This is a genomic window from Dokdonella sp., assembly GCF_017744955.1.
In the GTDB taxonomy this organism is placed as follows: Bacteria; Pseudomonadota; Gammaproteobacteria; order Xanthomonadales; family Rhodanobacteraceae; genus Dokdonella_A.
The window spans coordinates 783,392-806,206 of sequence record NZ_JAGIAG010000001.1 but is presented as its reverse complement, the minus strand read 5'-3'; the positions used below and the strand labels follow the sequence as shown (position 1 = coordinate 806,206).

The window sequence follows — 22,815 nt, the reverse complement described above, 5'->3', positions numbered from 1 at the left end:
GGCATACTCCGCCGATGAACCCGGGCCCGAAGCGACGAGGCGGAACGGCGGTCTTCCTGCGCGCCGCCGTTCTCCTGGCGGCGACGACGCTGGCCGCATGCCAAGGCGTCCTGTTCGCCAGCCTCAACGCCGAGCACACGCCGGGCGGCGTCGAGCAGCGACGCGATCTGGTCTTCGACGCCGACCGCGAACTCGCGCTCGACGTCTATCGCCCCGCGCGCGCCGAGCACGCGCCGGTGGTCGTGTTCTTCTACGGCGGCGACTGGACGCACGGCGAACGCGGCTGGTATCGCTTCGTCGGCAACGCGCTCGCCGCGCACGGCCTGGTCGCGATGGTGCCGGACTATCGCAAGGTCCCGGACGTCGCGCCGGACGGCTTCATGGCCGATGCCGCGCGTGCGGTCGCGTGGGCGCGTACGCACGCGGGCGAGTTCGGCGGCGAGGCGGACGACGTCTTCGTCATGGGTCACTCGGCCGGCGGCCACATCGCCGCCCTGCTCGCCACCGATCCGCAATGGCTGGCGGCCGTCGGCCTGCAGCCGCGCGATCTCGCCGGCTGCATCGGCCTCGCCGGCGTGTATCTGTTCCTGCCGCAGGATTCCGACGACGACGACATGCTGGCGGTGTTCGGCGACGACGAGGCGGTACAGGAGCGCGCGATGCCGCTGAATCTCGTGCGCGGCGCGGAGCCGCCGATGCTGCTCCTGCACGGCCAGGACGACGACGAGGTCGACCCGGCCAACAGCCGCCTGCTCGCCGAAGCGTTGCGCGCGCAACACGAGGAAGTCGAACTCGAGCTCTATCCCGGGATCGACCACTCGACGCTGCTGTTCGCGCTGTCGCCGTCGCAGCACGCGCAGGCACCGGTGCTGGACGACGTGCTCGCCTTCGTGCGCGCGCATCCGCGCGCGGCGAACGCTACACCGCCGGCAGGGCCTCCAGGGCCCAGCGCGGCTGCACCGTGATCGCCGGCGCCTCGTGCTGCCCGGCGGCGAGGCGCAGGCTGCCGGCCAGCGCGATCATCGCGCCGTTGTCGGTGCAGAACTCCGGCCGCGGGAAATAGGTGCGGAAGCCTTCGCGCGAGCCGGCTTCGGCGAGCTGCGCGCGCAGGCGCCGATTGGCGCCGACGCCGCCGGCCACCACCAGCGATTTCGCGCCGGTCGCGGCGAGCGCGCGGCGACATTTGATCGCCAGCGTCTCGACGATCGCCTCCTCGAACGCGCGCGCGACGTCGGCCTTGGTCTGCTCGCTGCGGTCGCTGGCCTGCCAGGCCAGCAGCACCTGGGTCTTCAGGCCGGAGAAGCTGAAGTCGAGGCCGGGCCGGTCGGTCATCGGCCGCGAGAAGCGGAACGCGCCGGGCCGGCCCTGCTCGGCCAGCTTGGCCAGCGCCGGGCCGCCGGGATACGGCAGGTCCATCAGCTTGGCGGTCTTGTCGAACGCCTCGCCGGCGGCGTCGTCGAAGGTGTCGCCGAGCAGCCTGTAGCGACCGATCGCGGCGACCTCGATCAGCATCGAGTGCCCGCCCGAGACCAGCAGCGCCACGAACGGCGGCTGCGGCGGGTCGGCCTCCAGCAGCGGTGCCAGCAGATGGCCTTCCATGTGGTGCACGGCGATCGCCGGCACGCCAAGCGCCCAGGCCAGCGCGCGCGACGCGGTCGCGCCGACCAGCAGGGCGCCGACCAGGCCCGGCCCGGCCGTGTAGGCGACGCCGCCGAGGTCGGCCACCTTCAGATCGGCCCGGCTCAGGGTCTCGCGCACCAGCGGCAGGAGCTTGCGGACGTGATCGCGCGACGCCAGCTCCGGCACCACCCCGCCGTAGTCCGCGTGCATGCGGATCTGGCTGTACAGCGTGTGCGCGAGCAGGCCGCGGCCGGCGTCGTAGACCGCGACGCCGGTCTCGTCGCAGGAGGTTTCGACGCCGAGTACCGGGCCGGACAGGCCCGCCTTTGCAAAGTCTTGATCCATCGCGATAGAATACACGGCTCTCCCGACAGCCCGGGACGATCAACGGAGAAGATATGCCAAGCGTCAAAGTTCGCGAAAACGAACCGTTCGAGTTTGCCCTGCGCCGCTTCAAGCGCACCTGCGAGAAAGCCGGCGTCCTGGCCGAAGTGCGCAAGCGCGAGTTCTACGAAAAGCCGACCCAGGAGCGCAAGCGCAAGCGCGCCGCCGCCGTCAAGCGTCACCTGCGCCGCGTTTCGCGCGACGTGACCAAGCGCCAGCGCCTGTACTGATTCCCGTCCATGCGGTCCGCGAGGTCCGCATTCAAGATGAGGCTGTTCATCGGCCGGCAGCGCTCGCGCGCTGCCGGTTTTTTGTGTTGAGGAAACGACGATGTCGCTCAAAGCCCGACTCAGCGAAGACATGAAGGCCGCGATGAAGGGCGGCGACAAGGACCGCCTCGGCGTGATCCGCCTGATCAACGCGGCGATCAAGCAACGCGAAGTCGACGAGCGCATCGTGCTCGACGACGCGCAGGTGCTCGCCGTGATCGAGAAGATGCTGAAGCAGCGGCGCGACTCGATCACGCAGTTCCGCGACGCCGGGCGCGAGGATCTCGCGACCAAGGAAGAATTCGAAGTCGGCGTGATCCAGGCCTACATGCCCGCGCAGCTGGGCGACGCCGAGATCGACGCGGTCGTCGCGAAGGCGATCGCCGACTCCGGTGCGAGCGGCGCGAAGGACATGGGCAAGGTCGTCGGCCTGGTCAAACCGCAGGTCGCCGGCCGCGCCGACATGGGCAAGGTCTCGGCCCTGATCAAGCAGAAGCTCGGCGGCTGAGTCCGACTCGATCGGCGTCGGCCGCCACCACCGCTCACGTGGACACGTGAGCCTCCCACAGGAGGTGCGCCATGAAGAACGCCAGCGAAATCGCCGAACCCTGCTTTCGAGATCACGCGTAAGCGTCGCAAAGGCTTCCCGTCCGAGACGCGCGTCAAACGCGGCGAGCGCCTCGTGCACGGCGACAAGCTGCTGATCGAGAAACTCGGTCGCAACGATCCCTGCCCATGCGGTTCGGCGCGCAGATTTCAAGAACTGCTGCCTGCCCGGCGGTCGCTACGACGGCTCTGATCGCGACCACTACTTTTAGGGACTGATGCCCGCTGCGGCAGCCCGCCGACGGGCCGCCGCATGGCATCATCCTGGGCTCATGGCCGGCCGCATCCCCGAAAAATTCATCGACGACCTGCTCGCGCGCGTCGACATCGTCGACGTGATCCAGGAACGCATCCAGCTGAAGAAGGCCGGGCGCGACTGGTCCGCGCGTTGTCCGTTCCACGACGAGCGCTCGCCGTCGTTCACGGTCAGTCCGGCCAAGCAGTTCTATCACTGCTTCGGCTGCGGCGCGCACGGCAGTGCGATCGGCTTCCTGATGAACTACGACCGCCTCGAGTTTCCCGACGCGGTCGAGGAGCTGGCCAGCCGCGCCGGCCTGAAGGTGCCGTACGAAGGCGGCCGCGCGGCGCCGCGTGAAGACGCCACCGATCTGTACGACCTGCTCGACGCGGCGACCAGGTTCTATCGCCGCCAGCTCGACGCGAACGAAACCGCGCGAGCCTACTTCGCCGAACGCGGGCTCGACCCGACGATCCTCTCGCGCTTCCAGCTCGGCTACGCGCCCGACGGCTGGGATGCGCTGAAGAACGCGCTCGGCACCAGCGCACAGCGCATCGCCCTGCTCGAGAAGACCGGCATGCTGACCAGCGGCGAGCGCGGCGGAAAATACGACCGCTTCCGCGACCGCGTGATGTTTCCGATCCTCGATCGGCGCGGCCGCACGATCGCGTTCGGCGGCAGAATCCTGACCAAGCCGAAAGCGAAATCCGGCGGCGACGACAGTGCTCCGGTTTCCGCAGGCCCCCAGGAGACGTCTTCATCCGCGAGGGCGCGCGAACCCGATTCGCCCCTTTCCTCCGATGCCCGCGTTCGCGGGAACGACGCCGCTGCGGAAGGCGCGCAGGACGGGCGCGCCGGCGACCACGCGCGCAAGGGCGAAGGCCCGAAGTATCTGAATTCACCCGAGACGCCGCTGTTCCACAAGGGTCGCGAACTGTTCGGCTTGTGGCAGGTACGCGAGGCGCACGCGAAGATCCCGCGCCTGATCGTCGTCGAGGGCTACATGGACGTGATCAGCCTGCATCAGTTCGGCGTCACGCAGGCGGTGGCGACGCTCGGCACCGCGACCACGCGCGATCACGCCGAGATCCTGTTCCGCCAGTGCGCCGACGTCTATTTCTGCTTCGACGGCGACCGCGCGGGTCGCCAGGCGGCGTGGCGCGCGGTCGAATCGGTATTGCCGCGCATGCGCGACGGACGCCAGGCATTGTTCCTGTTCCTGCCCGACGGCGAAGACCCGGACTCGCTGGTGCGCAAGGAAGGACTCGCCGGTTTCGAGCAGCGCCTGAAGCAGGCGACGCCGCTCAGCGAATTCCTGTTCGGCGAGCTCGGCAAGGACGTCAACCTCGCCAGCCTCGACGGCAAGGCGCGCCTGGCGGAACGCGCGCGGCCGCTGCTCGGGCAGATTCCGGATGGCGCTTTCCGCGACCTGATGTACGCCGAGCTCGAACGCATCAGCGGCGTGAAGACGGCCGTCTCGAACGGCGACACCGCGCCTCCGAGCGCCAATCGCCCCGCGCGCCCGCAACAGCGCTCGCTGGTCCGCGCGGCGATCACCTTGCTGGTGCAACGGCCGTCGCTGGCCGGCGCGATCGAACCGCCATGGACGTTCGCCGAGCTGCGCCAGCCCGGCATTCCGCTGCTGATCGAACTGATCGGCTTCTGCCGCGCGCGACCGGACGTCACCACCGGCGCCCTGCTCGAGCACTACGCCGAACGCGAGGAAGCCAAGGCGCTGCAGAAACTCGCCGTGGTCGAATTCCCCGGCGGCGAGGAGGAAGCGCGCGCGGAACTGCTCGACGCGATCGTGCAGCTCGAACGGCAGACCACGCGCCAGCGCCGCGACGACCTCACGCGCAGGCAGGCGGAGGGAGCACTCTCCGACGAGGAGAAGGAAGAGCTGCGCCGGCTGCTCGCGAACAAGGCCACGCGCGGCTGAGCGGTTCACTCCGACCATCCGCTCGTGGACACAGCGATCGTCGACACGATGTCGTCGCGTTCGATCCTCTCACGGACATGTCCCAGGCAGGCGGTCGTTCGGCGCGACGAGATCCAGGTCGACGGCGGCTTGCGCGTTCGCCGGGTCGAGCAGCAATGCACAGCGATAGGCCGCCGCCGCCTCCACGAGGTCGCCGTCGAGGCGATGGGCATAGCCGAGATTGAGCCATGCGCGCGACTTGTGCGGCGAGTCGCGCACGGTCGCCCGCCACAACGCCGTCTCGCTGCGATAGTCGGCGTTGCGATGAAGCGTCGCGAGCGCGAGCGTCGTGCACAGCGCGAGTGCCGCCGCCGCGCCGGCGAGCCTGCGCGCCCGTAGACGCACGAGCACGCACGCCAGCGCCAGCGCGGGCCCCGCCAGGGCGAGATAGAGATGGCGATCGTTGGCGAGATCGAGCCGCGGCAGCAGCGAATTGGCCGGTGCGAGCTGCAGGAAGTACCAGCCGATCGCGAATGCCAGCCACGGCCGGCGACGACGCGCGAGCAGCATCGCTGCGACGAGCGCACCGAGCAGCAACGCGCACGCGCTCAGCGTCGGCGACCACGCCGCCGGCACGCGCAGATCGGGATCGACATTGGTGCGACCGATCAGCGGATGGGAGATCAGATAGCCGTGCGCGAGCACCTGACTCATCGCCTGCGCGGCGAGATCGCGCGTCGCGAAGCTGACGCCGAAGAACACGTGATAGCCCGGCGTCACGATGGCGGCGAGCGCAGCCGCGATCAGCACATACGCGTAGCGGTGCGATCGCCGAAGCTCGACGCGCAGCGATTCTCCGCACGCCCACGCGCGCAGCAGCGGTATCGCCGGAATCACCAGCGCGGTTTCGCGCACGGCCAGTGCAAGGGCGAACAGTGCGGGACCAACCCAGGCCAGCACGCGGTGCGACGACTGCGCACGTGCGACGTCGTCGGCAAGTAACGCGGCGAGTCCGAGTGCGGCCGCGAGCGAGATCGAGCGCCCGCTCGCGTACGTGATGGCCTCGGTCGCCGCGGGATGCAGCGCGAACAGCAAGGCGCCGAGCAAGGCCGCCAGATCGACGCGTTCGAGCGTCGGCGCCAGCCGCGGCAGCCAGCGCCGCCACAGCGCCCACAGCAGACACGCGTTGGCCGCGTGGATCGCGATGTTGGTCGCGTGCACCGCGATCGTGCCGCCGCCGAGTTCGGCCGTCAGCGCATAGCTCAGTTTCAGCAGCGGGCGGATGCCGGGCAGCGCCTGCCACCAGCCGGCGAGGCTTTGCGTCGCCGGGTTGGCGAGGATCGCGGCGAAATCGTCGAACTGGTACGCCGCGCCGAACGCGTTCGCATAGGCGAGCAGTACGGCGAGGAGAAGGATCGCGATCGCGTGCGAGGTGCGCATCAGCGCTCGTTCGACGCCTCGAACGCCAGCTCGACGAGCCCGACGCTGTCCCACCAGCGCTCCGGCGCGTGCAGCAGCACGGCCAGCACGCGATGCCCGTCGCGATCGACGACGGCGACGAGGCAGCGACCGGCGGCGGTCGTGGTGCCGGTCTTGAGGCCGCGTGCGCCGGCGAGACCGTCGAGCAGCGCGTTCGTCGTGCGCGCGGACAGCACGCGTCCCGCCCGGGTCGCGAAGCGCAGCTCGCGCCGCTGCGCGGCGTCGGCGAGCGACGGCTCGGCCAGTACCGCGCGCGCCAGTACGGCGAGGTCGCGCGCGCTGGCGTACTGCGCGGCATCGTCGTGACCGCAGGGGTTGGCGTAGTGAGTGTTCGTCATGCCGAGCGTGGCGGCGCGCATGTTCATGCGCGCGACGAACGCACCGGTCGGATCGCGCGCGTCGATCACGGCGCCGACGGCGTCGGCGAGCGCGCGGCAGGCATCGTTGGCCGAACGCACCATCGCAGCGAGCAGCAGGTCGCGCCGAGCGACGCGCTCGCCACGACGCAGGCCGATGCGCGTGCCGGTCTCCGCCGCCGCGGCGACGGAGACCTCGGCCCACGCATCGAGGCCGCCCTGCTCGACCGCAACCAATGCGGTCATCAGCTTGGCCAGGCTGGCCATCGGCAGGCGCGCATCGGCACGTCCGGCCCATAGCGGTCGACCGTCGAGCTCGACCCAGTACGCCGCAGCGACGTCGGGATAGGCGTCGACCGGTGCGCGATCCCCCTGCGCCTGTGCATGCGCGCAGGCGCAGGCGAGCAACGCGAGCACGACGACGATGCGGCGCATCTCAGCCGCCGCCGAGGCGATCCTTGAGCGCCTTGAAGCGGTCGCCGAGCGACGGCTTCTTCGCCGGCGCGTCGTGCGCGGCCGGCGCTGTCGCGCTTGCATCGTTCGCAGGCTGCCCTTGCGTGCCGGCATTGCGCTCGCGCAGGCGTTCGGCCGCGTAGCTGTGGCAGAAACCGCGATACGGCGAGGACTGCATCGCCGTGTAGCCGCGCCCTTCGCACTGCTGTGCGGCCAGCGCACGCGCGCGATCGCCACAGTGGCGCACGAGGAAGCGGCCGCTGCGGTTCGGATCGGCATCGGCGCAGTGGCGCGGCGCGAGGTCGGGACAGTAGTCGCCGACGAAATCCAGATCGCCGCCCGATTCCGCGCGGCCGCACGCCTTGGCCAGGATCGCCGTACGCGAACCGCCGCAGCCTTCGATCGCCGGCCAGATGGCCGCGCCGAGCGTACGGTCAGTTTCGGCGAAGCGAGCCGGATCGACGGCTTGCTCCGCGGTGCGATTGACGTTCGCGCAGAACTTCGCCTTGTAGGTCGGACAAGCCGCCTTCGGGCCGACATACATCGAATACGACACGGGCGAACCCAGCTGCGCTTCGCAGGCCTGCGCCGTCATCGCCTTGCCCATCGCCTCCGGCGATTCGGTCGCGTAGTCGCAGCCGCCGATGCGCTTGCCTTCGTAGCTCATCGTGATCGACTGGCCCTGCACCTGCGCCTTCATGCTGCCGCGATAGCCGTCGGGCAGCGTCTCCATCTCACCGTCGCCGCTCATCGCGTTCTTGCCGGTGCACACGATGTGGTACGAGGCCTTGCTGCCGTCGATGCGGAAGTTCTGCACCTCGCAATCCTTGTCCTTCGGAATCGCCTGCTCGCTGACCGGGTTGGCGCGGGCGGTGCAGACGTCGACCGGCTTGCCCGGCATCGACATGCCGGCCATCTTCATCTGGGTGGTGACGCGATATCGGTCGCCGCTGTCGGGCGCGGCCGCGGCGGAGATGGCCGTGCAAAACAGCGCGGCGGCGACGACGCGATGCGGGCGGAACGGATTCATGGGACGGCTCCGTGCGGCGCGGAAGGCGCCGGGCCCCAGCTTCTACGCAGAAGCGCGGGGGAAATCCCAATGCGTAAAGCCGCATCTGCGCACCGCCCGATGGCTCGAGGCACGACCTGATCGTCGCCGACGGACTTCCCGTGTGACGCGCTGCGCGGCCGCAGGCAAGTGGCGCGGCCGTCAGATCTCCATGATGCGGATCGCTAGGTCGAAGGCTCCGGCGTTCGGCGCATCGCGAGCAATGCCGCGGCGGTGAGCAGCGCCGCCGCACTGAGATACCAGCCGACCGCCTGCACACCATGGCGCGCGGCGAGCCAGGTCGCCGCATACGGCGCCAGCGAAGCGCCGAGGATGCCGGCCAGGTTGAAGGCCAGCGAGGCGCCGGTGTAGCGCACCGCGGTCGGGAACAGTTCCGCCAGCGCGGTACCGAGCGGACCGTAGGTCAGCCCCATCAGGAACAAGCCGAGCGCGAGAAACGCGGTGACCCGGGCCGGCTCGCCGGCCACGAACATCTGTGCGAACAACGGGCCGAACGCGAAGATCGCGCACGTCGCGATCAGCAGCATCGCGCGCCGCCCGCGGCGGTCGGCGAATACCGCCGAGAGCGGAATTCCGATCGCGAACGCGAGCATCGCGACCATCTGCAACAACAGAAAATCCTTGCGCGGATAGTGCAGCGCGCTGGTACCCCAGGACAGCGCGAACACCGTCATCAGATAGAACAGCACGAAGGTCGCCAGTGCGGCGAAGGTGCCGATTGCGAGCGGCCGCCAATGCTGCGTACAGACCGTCGCGATCGGCAGACGTACGCGCTCCTCGTTCTCGATCGCGCGCAGGAAGGCCGGCGTCTCGGTCAGCTTCAGACGCACGTACAGCCCGACGCCGACCAGCAGCGCGCTGGCCAGGAACGGAATGCGCCACCCCCAGGCGAAGAACTGCGCGTCGTCGAGGAAATCGGTCAGCAGCAGGAACACGCCGCTCGAACAGAGAAATCCGATCGGCGCCCCGAGCTGCGGAAACATGCCGTACCACGCACGTTTGCCGGGCGGCGCGTTCTCGGTCGCCAGCAGCACCGCGCCGCCCCATTCGCCGCCGAGGCCGAGGCCCTGGCCGACGCGGCACAGCATCAGCAGCAGCGGCGCCAGCAGGCCGATCGATTCGTAGGTCGGCAGGAGGCCGATCACCACCGTCGACAATCCCATCGTCAGCAGCGCGGCGACCAGGGTCGCCTTGCGCCCGACGCGGTCGCCGTAGTGGCCGAACAGCGCCGAGCCGATCGGGCGCGCGAAGAACGCGAGCGCGAAGGTGGCGAACGAGGACAGCAGGGCCGAGGTCGGGTCGGACGCCGGGAAGAACAGCTTCGGGAACACCAGCACCGCTGCGGTGGCGTAGATGTAGAAGTCGAAGAACTCGATCGTCGTGCCGATCAGGCTCGCGAACAGCACGCGGCCGGCGGAGTTCGTCGGCGCCGCCGACGCGGGCAGGACAGTAGTCGATTCGGACATGAAGGCGTTCGTCGCAGCGGCGGTGGCCAGCCGCGAACCTTACCGAGTTTCGCCTCGACTTGTCGCGCCCGCCGCCCGTGCGGGAAAGCGCCGGCATCCGATCACCAGGCGTTGACCCGCTCGGCCAGCGACAGCACTGCGCGGCGCGCGCACGGATACGCCGCGCAGCGGCAGGCGCCGAGCGCGGCGTCGACCTCCGCTTCGCTCGGGGACGCGTTGTGCTGCAGCAGCGCCGCCGCCGCCACGATCAGACCGGACTGGCAGGAGCACGGCGGCACGCGTTCGTCGATCCAGGTCTTCTGCACGGCGTGCAGCTCGCCAGCCGCCAGACCTTCGCTCGCCGCCAGCCCTTCGACCGTGACGATCCGCGCACCGACCAGCTCGGCCACGTCGATCGCGCAGGCGCGCTGCGCGCGTCCGTCCACCTGCACGATGCAGGCGCTGCAGCTCGCGTCGGTGCAGCGCGGCTTCGCGCCGTCCAGGCCCAGCCGTTCGCGCAGCACGCGCAACAGAGGCGTATGCGACTCCACGTCGATCGCATGGATCTGCCCGTTCACGTTCAATCGGATCATCGTTCGGCTCCTTCGAATTGGCCGAGCCGCCGCGCCGCGGCCGGGCTGGGCGGCTTGCCGCTGCGCTGCAGGCGATACACCGCCACCGGCGGCAGGTTCGCGCCGACCCAGCCGACGCGTTCGGCGCACAGGCCGAGCCGCGCCAGCAGGCGCGACGGCACCGGGCAGCGCGGCAGACAGGTGAACTGGTAGAACACGCCGTCACTGCGCAGGTGATGGCGGAAGGCGCTGGCGAGCAGCGCGTACAGGCGCCGCGTCGACAGCGATGTCGGCGGCACCGCGCTGACGAAGGCGCCGGCGCGCACGCGGCCGAAGAACGGGCCGACCTCGCCGATCGCGGCAGCGTCCATGTGCAGCACGCGCGCCTGCGGAAAGCGGAACAGCAACGCGCGCGCGAAGTGCGGATCGGCTTCGATCAAGGCCAGGCGATGTTCCGGCACGCCGCTCCGCAACAGGGCGCGCGTGATCGCGCCGGTGCCGGCGCCGAGCTCGACGACCGGCGCGTCGACGGCGCCGACGTGCCGCGCGACCCGTTGCGCCAGCGCGCGCCCCGACGGCCACGCGCTGCCGATGCGCAGCGGGTCGCGCAGCCACGAGCGGAGGAACAGCGAACGGTCGCGGCGCGCCATTTCGCCGCGCGTTTCCAGCCAGGCGTTCATCCTGCGACGGACCTCACGGCGAGAAGCTCGCCGAGAAACCGACGATCGGCGCAGCGTCGTACTTCTGCGTGACGTCACGCAGGCCCTTGCGCTCGATGCGCAGCTCGTTGCGGAACGTCGCGCCGAGATAGGCGTCGAGGCTCAGCGCCGGATCGGGACGGAACGACAGGTGCGCGTACAGCGGCGTCGATTTCGACTCGACCACCCCGCCCGCCATCGGCCCGTGCTCGTCGAGGCGGAAGCGGTTGTCGCCGAAGCCGGCGCCGAGGCCGAGGCTCCAGCGCGGATCGCGCCGATAGACCAGTTCGAGCGCGCCGAGGCTGGTCGGCATGGCGGCTTTCGCGCTGCCCAGGCGCCAGTGCTCGTCGATCTTCCAGGAGACGTCCAGATACGGCAGCACGCGGTTCTTCTCGATGTCGTGCAGGACGACCACGCCGAAGCCGGCCCGCAGGTCCGGACCGAACTGGCGCGCGACCGCGAATGCGCTGCCGTAGCGCAGCGCGTCGGAGGATTTCGCGTCCTGCTCGCCGGCGTACTGCGCCATCGGCGCGACGATCAGATCCCAGCGGTCGTTCAGGCGCGAGCGGACCTGCACGGCGACGCCGAGGCGCCGGACGTTCTTCCACGGCGCACCGCCGCCGAACGCCGCGGGCTGGTCGAAATCCCATTTCTCGTATTCGTAGCGCAGGCTGCCGCCGATGCTCAAACCCGCGCCGAACCGGCGCTGCGCGGATACCGCCAGCGCGGCGGACGAGCGCCCGACCTTGCCGCCGTCGTCCAGATCGGCCTGCGGCTGGAACAGGGCGCCGCCGGACAGGCTCCCGTTCCAGTCGTCGGGCCCGGGCTCGGCCGCTCGCGACGGGGAAGCCGGCAGCGCGGCGGCGAACAGCACGACGGCGAGCGTACCGACACGAGCGCCGGCGTATCGGCGGCGATGCCGGATGCGGATGTTCATTCGGGCTTTCCTCGGTTGAGCGGATTCGACGCGCCGGATGCACACTGTCCACATGTGGACACAGCGGCGGGCGGGAAGCGGCACGGCGAGGAACCTTTCGGCCGTACCGGCTCCCGCCCGTGCTGGGGGCGAACTGTCCGGCGAAGCGGAAGCGTGTTTCGGCGGCGAGTCTGTCCGGCCGGATTTAAGAATTCTTTAAACGCGAATCGAGCACAGTGCGCCGTCCAGGCCGCGCCGTTCTCCCAAGGTCCCGTGCAAACCATCCTGCTGGTCGAAGACGATCCCCTGCTCGCCGACGCGATCGCCGCCGCGCTGCGCCAGGACGGCTGGCAGGTCGACCACGCCGCCGACGCCGCGGCCGCGCGCATCGCCGTCGTCGATCACGCCTACGGCGCGGTGCTGCTCGACCTCGGACTGCCGCACGGCTCCGGCCTCGGCGTGCTGGCGGCGATGCGCGAGCGCTACGACGCGACGCCGGTGCTGATCATCACCGCGCGCGACCAGCTCGGCGATCGCATCCGCGGCCTGGACGCCGGCGCCGACGACTACCTGGTCAAGCCGTTCCCGATCGACGAGCTGCTGGCGCGCCTGCGCGCCGTGCTGCGACGCAGCCAGGGCCGCGTCGCGCCGCTGCTGCGCTACAAAGGCATCGTGGTCGATCCCGCGCGGCGCCACGTCACACGCAACGGCGAACCCGTGCGCCTGGGTGCGCACGAGTACCGTACGCTGCTCGCCCTGATCGAACGCCAGGGCCAGGCGATCGCGCGCGACCGCCTGGAAGATCTGGTGTACGGCGGCTCGGGCGCGATCGAAAGCAACACCATCGCGGTCTACGTGCACCAGCTGCGGCGCAAGCTCGGCGACGAGCTGATCGCCACCGTGCACGGCTACGGCTACCGCCTCGGGGAGGAATCGTGATGCGATCGCTGCGATCACGCCTGTTCGTCATGCTGCTCGCGGCCTTCGTCGCCGCCTGGGCGGTCTCCCTCGCCTGCCTCGCCTTCGCCTTCAAGCGCGATCAGTCGGGCCTGCGCGACCGCCTGCTCGCCGACATCGGCAGCGAAGTCCTGCAGTCGATGCCGGGCGACGTGCGCGAACTCTCCGGCGCGGCCAACCTGCGTCCTCGCGAAAACCCGCCGTCGGGCGCCGATCGCCACGGCCACTCCCTCAAGGGCCGCTTCATCTTCCAGCTCTGGATCAAGCCGCGCCGCGACATGGTGGTGCGTTCGCCCAGCGCGCCGGCGGCGCCGCTGAAGCCCGACCTCGTCGACGGCTACGCGCAGCGGACCATCGACGGCGAGGAATGGCGCGTCTACGCACTGTCGAACACGGACGGCGACGTGCAGGTGCAGGTGGCCAAGCCGGTCGGCGAACTGGCCAAGGAGTTCAGGGAATGGGTGCTGTTCGGCCTCGGCGTCTCGCTGCTGATGCTGCTCGTGCTCGGCTTCGCGATGCGACGGGTGATCCACACCTCGCTGCGGCCGGTGGTCGCGTTGCGGCGGACGATCGCCGTCCGCGATCCGCTCGATCTCGCGCCGCTGCGCGGCGGCGCGCTGCCCGACGAGATACGCCCGCTGATCGACTCGTTCAACCAGCTGCTCGCCCGACTCGACCGTGCGGTGCGCAACGAGCGACAGTTCCTTTCCGAGGCCGCGCACGAGCTGCGCACGCCGCTCGCGGCGCTGCTGACCCATGCTCAGGTGGCGCAGCGGTCGAAGACGCCGGAAGAGGCGCAGGTGCCGCTGCGGCAGCTGGTGCAGAGTGCCGAACGCAGTGCGCGCCTGTCGCAGCAACTGCTCGACTCGGCGCGCCTCGACGCCGAGCGCAGCGCCGAGCGGACGACGATCGAGCTCGCCGACATCGTCGCCGTCGTCACCCACGAGCTCGACGCGATCGCCGCGCACAAGCGCCAGTCGATCGCGCTCGACGCGGAGCCATGCGCGATCCTCGGCAACGTCGACGACCTCGGCATCCTGATCGGCAACCTGGTCGACAACGCGGTGCGCTACACGCCGTGCGGCGGACGCATCGCCGTGCGCTGCCTGCCCGCCGGCGGGTGCGCGCAGCTGCAGGTGCTCGACGACGGGCCCGGCGTCGCCGCGGCCGATCGCGAGCGCATCTTCGATCGTTTCTTCCGCGTCACCGGCAACCACCAGCGCGGCAGCGGATTGGGGCTTTCGCTGGTCGCGCGCATCGCCGCCGCGCACGGCGCCGCGATCGTCACCGGCGACGGCCTCGACGGGCGCGGCTTCGGCATCACGGTGTCGTTTCCGCTGCTGCCCGCCGCTCCTATCGCACTCGCCGATGCGTGCCTGCGCGCGCCGGCACTGGCGGCGAGCGCAGGTTGTCTCGATCCGATCGCCGAGACGTCCTGAAGAATCGCGACGCGCCCGGGCGCAAGTCCTCGGCGTCGTCTCAATCGCCGTGGCGCGGAGGCGGAACGCGCCGATCGGGGCGGCGAACGCACGCGCCGTTGCCGCTCGCCTCGATCGTCCTAGCCGCCGTCGCCGCGCTTGCCGGCGCCGCACACTTCGCCGCCCTTATCGAACACGACGCGCCACGTGCCCGGCGCCTCGCGACGCCAGATCGAATTGAAGACTCCGACGATCTTCCCGTCCGGTGTGCGCACCGGACCGGTACTGAGCGCGAGCGTGCCCGACTCCAGCACTTCCACCCGCTCCGGCTCCCACGAAAACGGCGCCGTCGCGCCTTTGAAGTACGGCGCCCAACCCTCGGCGACGGCAGCCTTGCCGCGCAGGGGCCCCGAATCGCCGAAGAAGATCGCCTCGTCGGCGAGCGAGCGGGTGAAGGCGGCGAGATCGCGCTGCGCCATGGTCTGTGCGAACGCGCGCTCGGCCGCCGCCACTTCGCGCTCGGCCTCGGCTTTCGACGGACGCGGCGAGGCGGCGGTGCATGCGGCGAGCAGCACGACGGCGGGGAACAGGGCAATGGGAAGAATCAAGCGGAACGGAAACGTCGGCATGACGGAACTCCTTCGTCGGTCGCCGCAACGGCGAACTGGGCAATCCGCCCAGTATTTCCGCTTCCGCCCGCCCGGCGGGTGACCGCTTTTGCGCGATACCGTTGCCGCGACTCAACGCAGGTCGCGCGCGATCACCTTCGCCGCGTTGTGTCCCGGCGCGCCGGTGACGCCGCCGCCGGGATGCGTGCCGGCACCGCACAGGTACAGACCCGGCAGCGCGCCGCGGTAGTTCGCCTGGCCGAGCATCGGCCGCGCGCTGAAGAGCTGATTGAGCGACAGCGCGCCGTGGAAAATGTCGCCGCCGATCAGGCCGAAATCGCGTTCGAGGTCGAACGGCGACTTGATCTGCCGGCCGAGCACGGACGCCTTGAAGCCGGGCGCGTAGCGATCGACCGTGTCGACCATCAGGTCGGCGACTTCCTCGCGATGCGCGTCCCAGCTCGCGCCGTTCGGCAGCACCGGCGCGACGTGCTGGCAGAACAGGCTGGCGACGTGGCTTCCGGGCGGCGCGAGCGAATCGTCCAGCGTGGAGGGAATCAGCATCTCGACGATCGGCTCGCGCGACCAGCCGTGCGCGCGCGCGTCGAGGTAGGCGCGGTCCATGTAGTCCAGGCTCGGCGCGAGGATGATGCCGGCGGTCAGGTGATCGCCCTCGCCGGGCAGGCAGGAGAAGCTCGGCAACGTCGACAGCGCGACGTTCATGCGGAACGTGCCCGAGCCGCAGCGCCAGTTCGCCATGCGCTCGCGCGTCGGCGCCGGTACCGCCGCCGGCGCGAGCAGGCGCTCGTACAGCAACTTCGGATTCACGTTGGCGACGATCGCGCGCGCGCGCAGCGTATCGCTGTCGCCGGTGACCACGCCGACCGCGCGGCCCGGCCCCGATCCGTTGCGCTCGACCACCACCTCGCGCACGCCGCAGCCGGTGCGGATCTCAACGCCCGCCGCCGTCGCCGCCCGCGCCATCGCCTGGGTGATCGCGCCCATGCCGCCGATCGCGTGGCCCCAGGCGCCCTTGACGCCGTTCACCTCGCCGAACACGTGATGCAGCAGCACGTAGGCGCTGCCCGGCGTGTAGGGACTGGCGTAGTTGCCGACGACGCCGTCGAAGCCGAGCACCGCCTTGATCGGCTCGCTCTCGAAGAAGCGGTCGAGATACTCGGCGGCGGAGATCGTGAACAGGTCGAGCAGGTCGTTGCGCAAGGTCGCGTCGAGCGCGCCGAGGCGCTTGCCGAGGCGACCGGCGCGCGCCAGTTCCGGCAGCGCCTTCAGCCAGCCGCCGTCGGTGACGTTCGGCGGCGGCTCCAGCGCCAGGGCGCGCAGCACGTCGGCGATCGCGTCGAGGCGGCGTTCGTACTCGGGCAGCGCGTCGGCGTCCTTGCGCGAGAACTTCGCCACTTCCTCGCGCGTGCGGCCGGCGCCGGTGAGCAGATAGCTGCCGTCCGGTCGCGGCAGGAAATTGTTCGCGCGGCGCAGCACGACGCGCAGTCCGTACTTGTCGAGCTCGAGGTCGCGCACCACCGTCGGCTGCAGCAGCGAGACCGTGTACGCGGCGACCGAATTGCGGAAGCCCGGATGGAACTCCTCGGTCACCGCCGCGCCGCCGACGACCTGGCGCTGCTCGAGCACCAGCACCTTCAGGCCGGCCTTGGCCAGATAGGTCGCGCAGACCAGGCCGTTGTGGCCGCCGCCGATCAGGATCGCGTCGTAGTTCGTCATCGCGCGATTGTCACACGAACCCCGCCGCCGGCGCGGTCGGGGACGTGCTGCCCGACCGCGGGGATTCCCCTCAGCGGCGGCGCAGAGGCGCGCCGTCGAAGCCGTCCTCGAAGATCGAATCCTGCACGGCGGGCACGTAGCGCTCCACCGCCGCGCTCGGCATGTCGCCGACGGTGTCGCCGGCGAAGGCGAAGCCACCCACGAGCAGGACCGAGCCGTCCTGCAGGTTGGCCGCGACGGGTTCGTCGCGCGGCACGATCATCGAGCCGGCCTCGCTGAAGGTGCCGGTCGCCGGATCGTAGATCTCCGCTTCGGGAACGGTCACGGTGCCGGGGTTGCCGCTCAGATGCGAACCGCCGGCGACCAGTACGCGACCGTCCGGCAGCAGGCTGGTGGCGGGGAAGTCGCGCGGATGGGCGAGGCTGCCCGTCGGCGTGAATTGGCCGCTGGCCGGGTCGTAGAGCAACGCTTCGGGGACGTAGTGCGGGAAGCCGTTGTCCTCGATGCCGCTGTCGCCGCCGACGATCAGCACGCGGCCGTCGCGCAGCACGATGGCGTCGTGATTGTCGCGCGGCGCGGGCAGCGCACCGGTCAGCGAGAAGGTGCCGCTGGCCGGGTCGTACAGCTCGGCGCTGGCGAGCTGGCCGTCGGTGTCGTTGTTGCCGCCGGCGATCAGCACGCGGCCGTCGTCGAGGCGCACGGCCGCGTTGACCTGCACGCGCGGTCCGCTGAGGCTGCCGGTCGGCGTGTACTGGTCGCTGATCGGGTCGTACACCTCGGCGCTGGACAGCGGGCCGGCTTCGCGGGTGAAGCCGCCGGCGAGCAGGACCTTGCCGTCGGCGAGCAGCACCGCGCTGACGACGTAGCGCGTCTCCGCCGTGCTGGCCGCCGGCGTGAACTGCCCGCTGGCAGGATCGTAGATCTCGGCGTCGGCGAGATAGCCGCTGTCGTCGCGACCGCCGTAGATGAAGACGCGGCCGTCGGCCAGGCCGACCATGGTCGGCCGCATGCGCGCCCGGTTCGGCAGGCTGGTACCGACGAAGCTCATCGTCAGCGGGTCGTACAGTTCGGCGATGCCGACGATGGCGCCGAAGTCGGCGATCCCGCCGAGCACCAGCACACGCCCGTTCGGCAAGGCCATCGCGCCGTGCAGCGCGCGAGCGGAGGCCATGTCTCCAACTTGCAGGAAGCCGCCGTCGGCCTGCGCGGCCGGGGCGGCGGCGATCAGGGCGAACAAGGCGGCGCGACGGACGGGCGCGAGGATGTCGAAACGAAACATGGACGGGGCCTCCCAAGGAAGATGTATGAAGATCTGGAGGAACGGTTCCCTGGCCGTTCCGGCCCAGGGGTGCGCGGAAGAACCGCCACGCAGGAGGAGGATGGACGTCGCGCTCGGGGGATACGACGGCCGCCCGGGCGGCGGTTCCCGCTCCGCGCACGTCCTGGACCGGCGGCCACGATCGCGCCGTCGGCGCCACGGGGCATGCGATTTCCGTTAGTGCGTCGTTTGGTCGGCGTTTGCGGACGTGTCGTCCAGATGTAGCGAAGGCCGCGGCGAGCGCAAACGCGGCGGAATCACGCGCTCGCCGGCCAGGGCGACCGCCTGGCGCAGCGCTTCCTGCCAGGGCAGTTGCTGGTCGAGCGCGCGGTACAGCTGCGCCTGCAGCAGGGCCGCTTCGTAGCTGCGCGTGGCCCAGCGCGCGACGCGGCCGACGACGATGCCGGCGCGCTCCAGCTCGCCGCGCTCGATCAGCCAGCTCGCCTGGGTCTGTGCGGCGGCGAGCACGTTGGCCGGCACGCGGCTGTCGTCGGCGGCCCAGGCCGATTCGGTGAAGGCGGCATCGGCGGCGGCGAGGTCGCCCTGCGCCAGCGCCTGCTCGGCCGCGACGAGGGCGGTGTAGACGCGCGGGTCGGACTCGTCGGGCGCGTCGGTGACCAAGCGCCGTGCCGCCGCCGCGATCTCCGCGGCCGCGTCGGCACGGCCGAGCGCGCGCTGCGCCCGACCGGCGAGCAGCAAGGTGCGCGCCCGCGCACCGGCGGAGTCGTAGGCGGCCGGCAGCGCGAGCGCGACGCCGGCCTCATCCGCCGCCCCGCGCGCGTCGCCGATCGCCCAGGCGAGCTCGGCGGCCATCCGGTGCAGCTGGAATTCGGACTGGTGCACGAGACTGGCCTCCGGCACCGCCGCCTGTTCGCGGATCCGGCGCAGGCGCGCACCGGCCTCGCCGAGCTTGCCGTTGGCGAGCAGCGCCTCGACGCAGACCACGCCGGCGTAGTGCCGGCGGCGCGGGTCGGACACCCGTTCGGCCAGCTCGTCGAGCCGCGCGCACTGGCCCAGCGCGGCGGCGGCGTCGAGCATCGCCAGCTCGGCCATGACGATGCCGACGCGGCCGTGCAGCTCCTCGACCACCGCGTCGTAGGTGCGCAGCCGTTCGACCGCGTCGCGCAGCGGCGGCAGCGCCTCGGCCGGCCGGTCGCGGTTGATGTCGAGCAGGGCCGTGTAGGTGTCGATGCGCGCCAGGGCGCGGCGGTCGCCGGCCGCGGTGAAGGCGATGCGCGCCTGCGCGTAGTCGGCCAGCGCGGCGTCGTAGCGGTCGAGCATGGTGCGCGCACTGGCGCGGCCGACCAGGGCGCGGCCGGTCTCCTCCGGATCGTCGTGATCGCCGAGCCAGCGCAGCGCCTGTTCGGAATAGTCCTCGACCTGGCCGGGCTGGTTGCGCTGGTAGGCGATGTTGGCCAGCGTGTTGAGGATGCGCGCGTGCAGCACCGGCTCGTCGGCGCCGCCGTCGCCGAGCTGCGCGGTCAACGCCTGCTGCGCCTCGTCGAGACGGCCGGCGCGGAAGTCGATCTCGGCCAGGCGGAAGCGCACCTCCGGCTGCGCGCGCGCGTCGGCGCCGGCTTCGAGCAGCAGGCGGTGGGCGAGATCGAGCTGTTCGGACAGGATCGCCGCGCGGACCTGCTGCAAGAGGCGGTCGCTGCCGCTCGCATCGTCGGCGCCGGGCGGCTGCAGGCCGAGCGCGAGCGCGAGCCGGTCGGCGGCGAGGCGCGCGGCGACGATGACGTCGGCGTCGTCGCCTTCGCCGCGCGCGGAGCGTCCGCGCGTCTGCAGCACGACCTGCCAGCGTTCGCCGAGCTGGCGCGCGCTGGCGTCGACGACCGGCGCGGCGCCGGCCGCGGCGGACAGCGCATCGGCGTCGAGCACGCCGTTGGCGTCGGTGAAGCGCGCGACGAGGCCGACGATGTTGTCGCTCGGCACCACCGCCTGGCCGGCGGCGCGCAAGCGCTGCGCCACCAAGTCCATGACGCCGAGGCGCACCCAGGCCGAGTCCGGCGGCGCGTCGACCGCGACGGGCAGCACGACCACGGCCGCCGCCGCGGCACCCGCCGGATGCTGCAGGCTGCGCCAGCCGAGCACGAGGGCGGCGAGGCCGAGCGGCAGTGCTGCGGCGAGCAGCAGCCACAGCCAGCGCCGAGACGGCCGCGGTATCGCCGGTTCGGATGCCGCGACGGCCACCGGCGCGGCGGACACCGTCTCGCCGGCCGCCGCGGCGTCCGCCACGGGCGTCCCGATCGGCGGCGGCACCTCGGCGACGGGCTCGCCCGATTTCACCGGCGGCGCCTCGATCGTCACCGGCGCGGCCCAGCGGTAGCCGAAGCGCGGCACCGTGACGATGCTGCGCTGGCCGCCTTCGCCGCCGTCGTCGAGTGCGCGGCGCGCCTGCAGCACGACCTGGCCGAGCGCGTTGTCGGTGATGTCCACGCGCCCCCACACCGCCGCGATCAGCTCGTCGCGGCCGACCGCGCGGTCGCGCCGCTCGATCAGGTAGACGATCAGATCCAGCGCCTTCGGCGGCAGCGTCGTCGCCACGCCGTCGCGCAGCAGGGTGCGCGTGGCGGGGTCGAGCTGGAACGCGCCGAAGCGATAGGGAAGCGAAGCCATGCGCGGCGTCATGCGTCAGCGGGAAGGTCTTGTCGACGGCGCGGCGCCGGCTCGCCGCGCGGCGCTCACGGATCGAGATAGCCTTCGCGCACGTAGAGGTCGAGTCCGCGCCGCGTCGACGGCGTCCGCTCGGCGCCGTGGCCGGACAGGATCTCGACGCCGCTGTCGTTCTCGAAGCGCCAGGCCCAGTCGGTGCCGCGATCGTGCGGCGGTTCGACTTCGCTGCGTCGGACGTGCGTGGTCATCGGTCCGTCGCAGCGGAACACGACACGGCCGGTCCGCGTCTTCGGCGCGCCGCCCCTGCCGGGACGCAGACGCGTGCGCTCGACGAGCGCGCCGCGGCAGCTCATGACGTAGTAGTAGTTCGGATTGTCGCGATCGGGAAACATCACGCTGAGCGCCGGCGCGGGCGCGCCGGCGGCGAGACCGAGAGCGGCGAGCAGCGGCGCTATCATCGGCCGGCGATCGCGTCGGGGGCGGACTCACAGCGTGCCGGCGAGGTCCCCGCCGATGCTCTCCGGCGTGTCGGTCGGGGCGTAGCGGCGCACGACCTTGCCGTCCTTGTCGACCAGGAACTTGGTGAAGTTCCACTTGATCGACTCGCTGCCGAGCAGGCCCTTGGCTTCCTTCTTGAGATACTTGTACAGCGGATGCGTGCCGGCGCCGTTGACCTCGATCTTGGCGAACATCGGAAAGGTCACGTCGTAGTTCAGCGAACAGAAATTCCTGATCTCCGCTTCGTCGCCGGGTTCCTGATGGCCGAACTGGTCGCAGGGGAAGCCGAGCACGACCAGGCCCTGGCCCTGGAATTTCTCGTACAGGGCTTCGAGCCCGGCGTACTGCGGGGTGAAGCCGCATTTGGAAGCGACGTTGACGATCAGCATCGTCTTGCCGCGATAGGCGTCGAGCGTGCGTTCGTCGCCGTCGATGGTCTTCGCGCTGAAATCGTAGATCGTGGTCACGGCGGAGCCCTCGTGTCGCGGACGCCGGCAGTCTACTACCCCCACACCTCCGCGAACACGCGCGCGAAATTGCCACCGAGGATCTTCGCGATGCGCGCGTCGGAATGGCCGCGCTCCGAGAGCATGCCGGCGAGCAGCTCGAAGCGGTTGGCGACGTTCAGGTCGGTGATGAACAGATGCACCCCGTCGGGATTCTTCTGCTTCAACCAGCCGCCCTCGATCATGCCCTGGATGTTCTCGCGGTTCTGCTTCTCGTACTCCGGCGTGCGCTCGATCGGCGCGATCGCGCAATCGGTGCCGATGCCGACGTGGTCCTCGCCGCAGACCTTGATCGCGTGCTCGATGTGGGCGACCACGTCGCTGGCCATCGGCTGCCGGTCCGTGCGCAGGTACGGCCAGAAGACGATGCCGGCGACGCCGCCGCGATCGGCCATCGCGCGCAGGTTCTCGTCGCTGGTGTTGCGCGGCACGTCGGCTAGCGCCCGGCAGCCGGTGTGGCTGATCAGCACCGGCGCCTTCGAGGCGCGGATGGCCTGCGCGATCGTGTTCGGCGAGCCGTGCGCGAGATCGACGACGATCTTCTGCGCATTCAGCTCCGCCACCACCGCGTGTCCGAACGCGCTGACGCCGCCGTCGGTGGCTTCCATGCAGTCGTCGGCGGCGAGGTTGCGCCTGGCCTGGGTCAGCTGGATCACGCGCACGCCGAGTTCGCGGAACAGCTTGACGCGGTCGAGGTGCTCGCCGAGCGGCTCGCAGCCCTGGAAGCGCGGCATCACGCCGAGCCGGCGCGAACTGCGCGCGCGTTCCAGATCGGCGGCGGACTCCACCAGCAGGAGCGTATCGGGGTGCGCGGCGATCTTGCGCCGGCAGTTGGCGATCAGTTCCTTGGTCTTCTCGAATCCTTCGACGTCGTAGCGGAAACGCGAGTTCGGCGCCACCGTGAGCAGGACACCGCTGAGACCGCTGGCGCGCGCGGCGGCGAGGTCGCTGGCGTCCTCCTCGTCCGTGGCCGACAGCAGCATGAACAACCCGCCCTCGCCGTCGATCGCGACGGTGTCGCGGAACGGTTTCCACCCGGCCGCTTCCGCGCGCCCGTAGCCGGAGCGCGCGAGCAGGCCTGCAGCGCCCGCTGCGGCCGCCATGGCGAGTACCTCGCGTCGTGTCGTCATCGCC

At 70.9% G+C, this 22,815-nt stretch carries 20 protein-coding genes and 2 pseudogenes; 7 read left to right on the top strand and 15 right to left on the bottom strand.

Features of this window, described 5'->3' with window-relative positions:
* Positions 1-14 precede the first annotated feature (14 nt).
* Complete coding sequence (locus tag J7520_RS03325) at positions 15-965, top strand: alpha/beta hydrolase (protein ID WP_291183921.1); 951 nt, start codon at positions 15-17, stop codon at positions 963-965.
* Here J7520_RS03325 and tsaD read toward each other — a convergent pair.
* Entirely contained in the window at positions 919-1,965 is a 1,047-nt protein-coding gene (tsaD, locus tag J7520_RS03320; RefSeq protein ID WP_291183918.1) for a tRNA (adenosine(37)-N6)-threonylcarbamoyltransferase complex transferase subunit TsaD, read from the bottom strand. The two genes, J7520_RS03325 and tsaD, sit on opposite strands and share 47 nt — an antisense overlap.
* Positions 1,966-2,018: 53 nt before the next feature.
* Between tsaD and rpsU the strand changes: the two genes are divergently transcribed.
* From rpsU to J7520_RS19905, 4 genes and pseudogenes are all read left to right on the top strand, one after another.
* On the top strand, positions 2,019-2,234 hold the full coding sequence (gene rpsU / locus J7520_RS03315; RefSeq protein WP_131996031.1) for a 30S ribosomal protein S21: 216 nt from the start codon (positions 2,019-2,021) through the stop codon (positions 2,232-2,234).
* A gap of 100 nt (positions 2,235-2,334) precedes the next feature.
* Positions 2,335-2,781, top strand: coding sequence for a GatB/YqeY domain-containing protein (locus J7520_RS03310; RefSeq protein WP_291183907.1), 447 nt, complete (start codon positions 2,335-2,337; stop codon positions 2,779-2,781).
* A 370-nt stretch (positions 2,782-3,151) separates the two neighbouring features.
* Positions 3,152-3,805 (top strand): annotated as a pseudogene (locus J7520_RS19910) (CHC2 zinc finger domain-containing protein); the annotation flags it as partial.
* Positions 3,806-3,997: 192 nt separating this feature from the next.
* A pseudogene (locus J7520_RS19905) lies at positions 3,998-5,056 on the top strand (toprim domain-containing protein); the annotation flags it as partial.
* A 69-nt stretch (positions 5,057-5,125) separates the two neighbouring features.
* On the opposite strand, the gene J7520_RS03300 reads toward J7520_RS19905, so the two are convergent.
* The 7 genes from J7520_RS03300 to J7520_RS03270 all read right to left on the bottom strand — a co-directional run bounded on the left by J7520_RS03300 (position 5,126) and on the right by J7520_RS03270 (position 12,044).
* Positions 5,126-6,475: a tetratricopeptide repeat protein gene (locus tag J7520_RS03300; protein ID WP_291183898.1), complete on the bottom strand. Its 1,350-nt coding sequence runs from the start codon at positions 6,473-6,475 to the stop codon at positions 5,126-5,128.
* Entirely contained in the window at positions 6,475-7,305 is an 831-nt protein-coding gene (locus J7520_RS03295) for a serine hydrolase (protein ID WP_291183895.1), read from the bottom strand. The genes J7520_RS03300 and J7520_RS03295 overlap by 1 nt, the downstream gene beginning before the upstream one ends.
* Before the next feature lies 1 nt (position 7,306).
* Positions 7,307-8,353: a DUF3617 family protein gene (locus tag J7520_RS03290; protein ID WP_291183893.1), complete on the bottom strand. Its 1,047-nt coding sequence runs from the start codon at positions 8,351-8,353 to the stop codon at positions 7,307-7,309.
* Between the two features lie 203 nt (positions 8,354-8,556).
* A complete protein-coding gene (locus J7520_RS03285; protein ID WP_291183890.1) occupies positions 8,557-9,858 on the bottom strand; it encodes an MFS transporter in 1,302 nt (433 codons plus the stop codon).
* A 101-nt stretch (positions 9,859-9,959) separates the two neighbouring features.
* Positions 9,960-10,430, bottom strand: a complete 471-nt coding sequence (locus J7520_RS03280; protein WP_291183888.1) for a 2Fe-2S iron-sulfur cluster-binding protein — start codon at positions 10,428-10,430, stop codon at positions 9,960-9,962.
* Positions 10,427-11,089, bottom strand: a complete 663-nt coding sequence (locus J7520_RS03275; protein ID WP_291183885.1) for a phospholipid methyltransferase — start codon at positions 11,087-11,089, stop codon at positions 10,427-10,429. Before J7520_RS03275 ends, J7520_RS03280 begins: the two co-directional genes overlap by 4 nt.
* Before the next feature lie 13 nt (positions 11,090-11,102).
* Positions 11,103-12,044 carry a DUF6268 family outer membrane beta-barrel protein gene (locus J7520_RS03270; protein WP_291183882.1) on the bottom strand — a complete coding sequence of 314 codons (942 nt, stop codon included), beginning with the start codon at positions 12,042-12,044 and terminating at the stop codon, positions 11,103-11,105.
* Positions 12,045-12,296: 252 nt separating this feature from the next.
* Between J7520_RS03270 and J7520_RS03265 the strand changes: the two genes are divergently transcribed.
* Positions 12,297-12,962, top strand: coding sequence for a response regulator transcription factor (locus J7520_RS03265; RefSeq protein WP_291183880.1), 666 nt, complete (start codon positions 12,297-12,299; stop codon positions 12,960-12,962).
* Positions 12,962-14,419: an ATP-binding protein gene (locus J7520_RS03260; protein ID WP_291183877.1), complete on the top strand. Its 1,458-nt coding sequence runs from the start codon at positions 12,962-12,964 to the stop codon at positions 14,417-14,419. Before J7520_RS03265 ends, J7520_RS03260 begins: the two co-directional genes overlap by 1 nt.
* A gap of 119 nt (positions 14,420-14,538) precedes the next feature.
* Here J7520_RS03260 and J7520_RS03255 read toward each other — a convergent pair whose 3' ends face one another.
* The 7 genes from J7520_RS03255 to J7520_RS03225 all read right to left on the bottom strand — a co-directional run bounded on the left by J7520_RS03255 (position 14,539) and on the right by J7520_RS03225 (position 22,811).
* Entirely contained in the window at positions 14,539-15,027 is a 489-nt protein-coding gene (locus tag J7520_RS03255) for a nuclear transport factor 2 family protein (RefSeq protein ID WP_291183874.1), read from the bottom strand.
* Between the two features lie 111 nt (positions 15,028-15,138).
* A complete protein-coding gene (locus tag J7520_RS03250; protein WP_291183872.1) occupies positions 15,139-16,743 on the bottom strand; it encodes an NAD(P)/FAD-dependent oxidoreductase in 1,605 nt (534 codons plus the stop codon).
* A gap of 70 nt (positions 16,744-16,813) precedes the next feature.
* The gene (locus J7520_RS03245) at positions 16,814-18,022 is read right to left on the bottom strand and encodes a kelch repeat-containing protein (protein WP_291183870.1); all 1,209 of its coding nucleotides are present in this window, start codon (positions 18,020-18,022) and stop codon (positions 16,814-16,816) included.
* A gap of 216 nt (positions 18,023-18,238) precedes the next feature.
* Positions 18,239-20,680, bottom strand: coding sequence for a transcriptional regulator (locus tag J7520_RS03240; protein ID WP_291183868.1), 2,442 nt, complete (start codon positions 20,678-20,680; stop codon positions 18,239-18,241).
* A gap of 65 nt (positions 20,681-20,745) precedes the next feature.
* Positions 20,746-21,135 carry a hypothetical protein gene (locus tag J7520_RS03235; protein WP_291183865.1) on the bottom strand — a complete coding sequence of 130 codons (390 nt, stop codon included), beginning with the start codon at positions 21,133-21,135 and terminating at the stop codon, positions 20,746-20,748.
* Positions 21,136-21,162: 27 nt separating this feature from the next.
* A complete protein-coding gene (locus J7520_RS03230; protein ID WP_291183862.1) occupies positions 21,163-21,642 on the bottom strand; it encodes a glutathione peroxidase in 480 nt (159 codons plus the stop codon).
* A 35-nt stretch (positions 21,643-21,677) separates the two neighbouring features.
* Positions 21,678-22,811, bottom strand: a complete 1,134-nt coding sequence (locus J7520_RS03225) for a membrane dipeptidase (protein WP_291183860.1) — start codon at positions 22,809-22,811, stop codon at positions 21,678-21,680.
* Positions 22,812-22,815 lie beyond the last annotated feature (4 nt).